This window comes from Pseudescherichia sp. (assembly GCF_031979925.1).
In the GTDB taxonomy this organism is placed as follows: domain Bacteria; phylum Pseudomonadota; class Gammaproteobacteria; order Enterobacterales; family Enterobacteriaceae; genus Pseudescherichia.
Genome location: NZ_DALZFB010000015.1, coordinates 66,421 through 72,628, shown reverse-complemented (window position 1 = coordinate 72,628; position 6,208 = coordinate 66,421). Strand labels below are relative to the sequence as shown.

Genomic DNA, 6,208 nt, shown 5'->3' with positions numbered 1-6,208 from the left:
CGTATAATACGTTTTCCTCATCCAGAGTCAAGCGTTTATTTTTCGCTTTTCTCTGGCAGAACTTCCGGAGAAGTTCCTGCTGACCCGGCGGCCTGTATGCCGTTGTTCCGTGTCAGTGGAGGCGCATTATAGGGAGTTATTCGGAGCTGACAAGTATAAAATTAAAAAAAGTTATCGATAGCCTAAATTTTAGGCAAAAGGGTGATTCAAAGCACATTTTAGCCTGGTTTTTAAACAAAAACGGGCCTCGGAAGGCCCGTTTTATGCTTTTAACTACTTAATACATGTTACTGCACGGCAGCAATGCGGTCGTCTTTCACCACCAGCTGTACCGTTTTGCCTGGAATCAGCTCGCCGGAGAGGATCTGCTGCGCCAGCGGGTTCTCGATCTGTTGCTGGATAGCGCGTTTCAGCGGACGTGCCCCATACACCGGATCGTAACCGTTCGCGCTCAGCAGCTTTAGCGCATCGTCAGACATCTGCACCTCATAGCCGCGCTCTTCCAGACGCTTATAGAGACGCTGCAGCTGGATCTGGGCAATCGAGGCGATATGTTTCTCACCCAGCGGATGGAATACCACGACCTCATCGATACGGTTGATGAACTCCGGACGGAAGCTGTGGCTCACTACGCCCATGACCATCTCTTTCATATGGCTGTAGTCCAGCTCACCGAAGCGTTCCTGGATCAGATCGGAACCCAGGTTCGAGGTCATAATCACCACGGTATTGCGGAAGTCGACCGTCCGCCCCTGCCCGTCCGTCAGGCGTCCGTCATCCAGCACCTGTAAAAGAATGTTGAATACGTCCGGATGCGCTTTCTCTACCTCATCCAGTAGGATCACGGAGTAGGGACGACGACGAACCGCCTCGGTCAGATAGCCACCCTCTTCATAGCCAATGTATCCTGGAGGCGCACCCACCAGCCGCGACACGGAATGCTTCTCCATAAACTCGGACATATCGATACGCACCATTGCATCGTCGCTGTCGAACATAAAGTTAGCCAGCGTTTTGCACAGCTCAGTCTTCCCTACCCCGGTTGGCCCAAGGAACAGGAAGGAGCCAATCGGACGGTTTGGATCGGACAGACCTGCCCGGCTACGGCGAATGGCGTTCGATACCGCCTCAACGGCCTCGTCCTGGCCAATCACGCGGCTATGCAGCTGCTGCTCCATACGCAGCAGTTTCTCGCGCTCGCCCTCCATCATGCGAGCCACCGGAATCCCGGTCCAGCGCGCCAGCACCTCGGCGATCTCAGTATCGGTTACCTTGTTACGCAGCAGGCGCATAGTTTTACCTTCCGCCTGCGTTGCCTGCTCAAGCTGTTTCTCCAGCTCGGGGATTTTCCCGTACTGCAGCTCGGACATGCGGGCCAGGTCGCCAACGCGGCGGGCCTGCTCAATGGCAATCTTTGCCTGCTCCAGCTCGGCCTTAATGGTCTGTGTTCCGGAGAGCGAAGCTTTCTCGGCCTTCCACTCCTCTTCCAGCACAGAGTACTGGCGCTCTTTATCGGCCAGCTCGCCGTTGAGCATCTCCAGACGCTTGATGCTGGCGTCATCGGACTCTTTCATCAGCGCCTGCTGCTCCAGCTTGAGCTGGATAATGCGCCGGTCCAGACGATCCAGCTCTTCCGGCTTGGAGTCGATCTGCATCCGGATGCTGGATGCCGCCTCATCGATCAGGTCGATAGCTTTATCCGGCAGCTGGCGATCGGCGATGTAGCGGTGAGAGAGCGTCGCGGCCGCCACGATGGCCGGGTCGGTGATCTGCACATGGTGATGCAGCTCATAGCGCTCTTTCAGCCCACGCAGAATAGCGATGGTATCTTCAACCGACGGCTCGGCAACGAACACTTTCTGGAAGCGTCGCTCCAGGGCCGCATCTTTCTCAATATACTGACGGTACTCATCCAGCGTGGTCGCGCCGACGCAGTGCAGCTCACCGCGGGCGAGAGCCGGTTTCAACATGTTCCCGGCGTCCATGGCACCATCGGCTTTACCTGCGCCCACCATGGTGTGCAGCTCGTCGATAAACAGGATGACGTTACCTTCCTGCTTTGACAGGTCGCTCAGCACGCCTTTTAAGCGCTCTTCAAACTCACCGCGATATTTCGCCCCGGCCACCAGCGCGCCCATATCCAGCGCCAGCACCCGACGGCCCTTCAGCCCTTCCGGTACTTCGCCGTTAACGATACGCTGTGCCAGCCCTTCCACAATGGCGGTTTTACCCACGCCCGGCTCGCCGATCAACACTGGGTTATTTTTGGTACGGCGTTGCAGCACCTGAATAGTACGGCGAATCTCTTCGTCACGACCAATCACCGGATCCAGCTTGCCCTGCTCGGCACGCTCGGTGAGGTCAACGGTAAATTTCTTTAAGGCCTGACGTTGGTCTTCGGCCCCCTGATCGTTCACGCCTTCCCCTCCGCGCATCTGTTCAATTGCCTGGGTCACATTGTTGGTATTCGCTCCCGCTGCTTTCAGCAGATCGGCCAGCGTGCCGCGCGACTCCAGCGCAGCCAGAACAAACAGCTCTGACGAAATAAAGTTATCGTTGCGTTTCTGCGCCAGCTTGTCGCAGAGGTTAAGCACACGCACCAGATCCTGTGACGGCTGTACGTCGCCGCCGGTACCCTCTACCTGCGGCAGACGGCTCAGCGCCTGGTCAATGGCGGTGCGGAGCTGGCCTGCATTGACACCAGCAGAGGTGAGTAACGGACGTACCGATCCCCCCTCCTGTGTCAGCAAGGCGCTCATAAGATGAAGTGGTTCGATGAATTGATGGTCTTGCCCCAGCGCGAGTGACTGAGCGTCGGCAAGAGCCAGCTGGAATTTATTAGTAAGACGATCCAGACGCATAACTCCTCCCATAATACAGGTCAAATTTGCTACTGGAGATTAAATGAGGTCATCCCTCAATTATTCAAGGTTAATGATCTAAATTATGTACAAAGAATGTTACACGTACTGGATCGTCTTGATTCTTTAGGTTATATCAGCCAAATGAAACTTGCCAGGCGCCCGGTGGTTTTGTCGCGGCGATAAGAGAAAAATTCATCCTGCTCGCTGAAGGTGCAACGGTCGCCACCGTAGACAGCGTCTACGCCGACGCGTGCCAATCGCTGACGGGCGAGCTGATAGATATCGGCAAAATATTTTTCACCTGCCGCACGAAATGCCGCTGAAGCGTTCGAATCTTCAGCAATAAAAGCGTCGCGTACTTCCGGGCCTACTTCAAAAGCGTCGGGACCAATGGCCGGTCCAAGCCAGGCGATGATGTTTTCCGGCTTATCTGCAAAACAGGCCACCGTCTCTTCCAGCACGCCCGCGCACAGGCCGCGCCAGCCCGCGTGTGCCGCAGCCACTTCGGTCCCCGCACGGTTACAGAACAGCACCGGCAGGCAGTCGGCGGTCATCACGGCACACACCGTGCCGGGTGTATTGCTGTAAGAGGCATCTGCCCGCTTAGAGGCGTAAGGCTCGCCGGAGAGCGTCAGTACGGTCTTACCGTGCACCTGCTCCAGCCAGACGGGTTTTGAGGGTAGGCCGCCTGCGGCGAACAGCCGACGACGGTTCTCCTCGACATGCTCAGGGTTGTCACCACAGTGTGCGCCCAGGTTCAGAGAGTCCCAGGGGGCGAGGCTCACGCCGCCGTTGCGGGTAGAACTACAGGCCGCGACGCCTTCAGGCAGCGGCCACTGCGGAACAATCAGCGATGTCATAACCAGTCCACGTCCTCTTTATGGGTTTCGAAATCGGCGCGCATGGCGTCGATAAGATCGATCATATCCTGGGGGATCGGCGCATGCCACTCCATCTCGATGCCGGTAATCGGGTGATAGAGACGCAGCATGGTCGCGTGCAGTGCCTGGCGATCGAACTGGCGCAGCGCGGCGATAAATTCGTCAGACGCTCCTTTCGGCGGACGCGGACGGCCACCGTAGAGCTGATCGCCCACCAGCGGATGGGTAATGTGCGCCATATGAACACGGATCTGGTGCGTACGGCCTGTTTCGAGACGCAGACGCAGACGCGTATGGACACGGAAGTGCTCCATAATACGGTAGTGGGTGACCGCCGGCTTGCCCATCGGATGCACCGACATGTGGGTACGCTTGGTCGGGTGGCGGCTGATTGGCTCTTCCACCGTACCGCCCGCCGTCATATGGCCAATGGCAACGGCTTCATACTCACGGGTGATCTCACGCAGCTGCAGGGACTCTACCAGTCGGGTCTGGGCCGGGACGGTTTTGGCGACAACCATCAGGCCGGTCGTGTCCTTATCCAGGCGGTGGACGATGCCCGCACGCGGCACGTCAACGATTGGCGGATAGTAGTGCAGCAGCGCATTCAGCACGGTGCCGTCAGGGTTGCCTGCGCCGGGGTGAACAACAAAGTCGCGCGGCTTGTTGATAACAAGGATATCGTCATCTTCATAGACGATGTTGAGCGGGATATCCTGCGGCTCAAAGCGCGCCTCTTCTTCGATCTCCGCATTGATGGCGACGCGCTCGCCTCCCAATACTTTCTCTTTGGGTTTGTCGCAGATTTTGCCGTTGACCTGCACGCGCTGGTCAAGGATCCACTCTTTTATGCGCGAACGTGAATAATCCGGGAACATTTCGGCCAATGCCTGATCTAAGCGTTGACCGAGTTGATTTTCGGACACCGTTGCGGTGAGTTGTACTAGTTGTGCCATAGACAGCTTCTTCGTTAACCTTGGGTTTTTACGGCTTCGCCGTTTAATATAGTGTGCTATTGTAGCTGGTCTTAATCGGGAGCAGGAACAGAGAATCCTCCCGCATAAACATTTTGAGGAAAGTCAAAACGTCATGACGCGCATGAAATATCTGGTGGCAGCCGCCACGTTGAGCCTGGCTTTGGTGGGTTGCTCCGGTTCAAAGGAAGAGGTGCCTGATAATCCGCCTAATGAGATCTACGCGACTGCCCAGCAAAAGTTGCAGGACGGTAACTGGAAACAGGCCATAACGCAACTGGAAGCGCTGGATAACCGTTATCCGTTTGGACCCTACTCCCAGCAGGTTCAGCTGGATCTGATCTACGCCTACTATAAAAATGCCGATCTGCCGCTGGCTCAGGCCGCCATCGATCGCTTTATGCGTCTGAATCCGACTCACCCGAACATCGATTACGTGATGTATATGCGTGGCCTGACCGACATGGCGCTGGACGACAGTGCATTACAGGGTTTCTTCGGCGTCGATCGTAGCGACCGCGACCCTCAGCACGCCCGCGATGCGTTTAACGACTTCTCGAAGCTGGTGCGCGGCTATCCGAACAGCCAGTACGTCACCGATGCCACCAAGCGCCTTATCTTCCTGAAAGATCGCCTGGCGAAGTATGAGTACTCCGTGGCGGAGTACTACACCCAACGCGGGGCGTGGGTTGCGGTAGTGAACCGTGTAGAAGGCATGCTGCGCGACTACCCGGACACCCAGGCGACGCGTAACGCGCTGCCGCTGATGGAAAACGCCTACCGCCAGATGCAGATGACCACGCAGGCGGAAAAAGTTGCGAAAATTATTGCGGCTAACAGCAGCAATACCTGATCGCTTGAAAAACTAAACGGCAGCTCTCGGGCTGCCGTTTTTTTATGCGGTTTCGGCTGCTCCTAAAGAAGTAGTGCCGCTACACAACTTATCAACTATGACTCCCCTTCCCCCATCCTTCAAGGGAAATCTCACCTCTTCCTGTCCTGCCTCACAAAAAGTCCTCCTTGACAAAAAGTGACAAAAATACGTGATCTTAATCACACTTTTTGACCTTAGGTTCGTTATGCTGAGGTTACCTGGACGGAAAAGACAAGAGGTAACATCTATGACAATGAACATTACCAGTAAACAAATGGAAATTACTCCGGCTATTCGCCAGCATGTCGCAGACCGTCTCGCCAAGCTAGAAAAGTGGCAAACTCATCTGATTAACCCCCATATCATCCTCTCGAAAGAGCCACAGGGTTTCGTTGCCGACGCAACCATTAATACCCCAAACGGACAGCTGGTTGCCAGCGGCCGACACGATGATATGTACACCGCTATCAACGACTTGATTAACAAGCTGGAACGGCAGCTCAATAAAGTGCAGCACAAAGGCGAAGCCCGTCGTGCCACCACCTCGGTGAAAGACGCCAGCTTCGTGGAAGAAGAAGAGTAGTCCTTTACATTGAGTGTCTCATCCACGCGCCT

General features: G+C 55.7%; 5 protein-coding genes. 2 read left to right on the top strand and 3 right to left on the bottom strand.

The annotated features are described in order from the left end of the window. Positions 1 to 287: 287 nt before the first annotated feature. The 3 genes from clpB to rluD form a co-directional block, all read right to left on the bottom strand. Positions 288 to 2,861 (bottom strand): ATP-dependent chaperone ClpB, encoded by a 2,574-nt coding sequence (gene clpB, locus RTM13_RS18850; RefSeq protein ID WP_312214132.1) that lies wholly within the window; start codon positions 2,859 to 2,861, stop codon positions 288 to 290. A gap of 131 nt (positions 2,862 to 2,992) precedes the next feature. Further along, positions 2,993 to 3,724: a purine nucleoside phosphorylase YfiH gene (gene yfiH, locus RTM13_RS18845; RefSeq protein WP_312214130.1), complete on the bottom strand. Its 732-nt coding sequence runs from the start codon at positions 3,722 to 3,724 to the stop codon at positions 2,993 to 2,995. After that, a complete protein-coding gene (gene rluD / locus RTM13_RS18840; RefSeq protein WP_312214128.1) occupies positions 3,721 to 4,701 on the bottom strand; it encodes a 23S rRNA pseudouridine(1911/1915/1917) synthase RluD in 981 nt (326 codons plus the stop codon). The genes yfiH and rluD overlap by 4 nt, the downstream gene beginning before the upstream one ends. A gap of 133 nt (positions 4,702 to 4,834) precedes the next feature. Between rluD and bamD the strand changes: the two genes are divergently transcribed. Continuing rightward, positions 4,835 to 5,572 carry an outer membrane protein assembly factor BamD gene (gene bamD / locus RTM13_RS18835; protein ID WP_312214126.1) on the top strand — a complete coding sequence of 246 codons (738 nt, stop codon included), beginning with the start codon at positions 4,835 to 4,837 and terminating at the stop codon, positions 5,570 to 5,572. Between the two features lie 268 nt (positions 5,573 to 5,840). After that, positions 5,841 to 6,176 carry a ribosome-associated translation inhibitor RaiA gene (raiA, locus tag RTM13_RS18830; protein ID WP_312214122.1) on the top strand — a complete coding sequence of 112 codons (336 nt, stop codon included), beginning with the start codon at positions 5,841 to 5,843 and terminating at the stop codon, positions 6,174 to 6,176. Positions 6,177 to 6,208 lie beyond the last annotated feature (32 nt).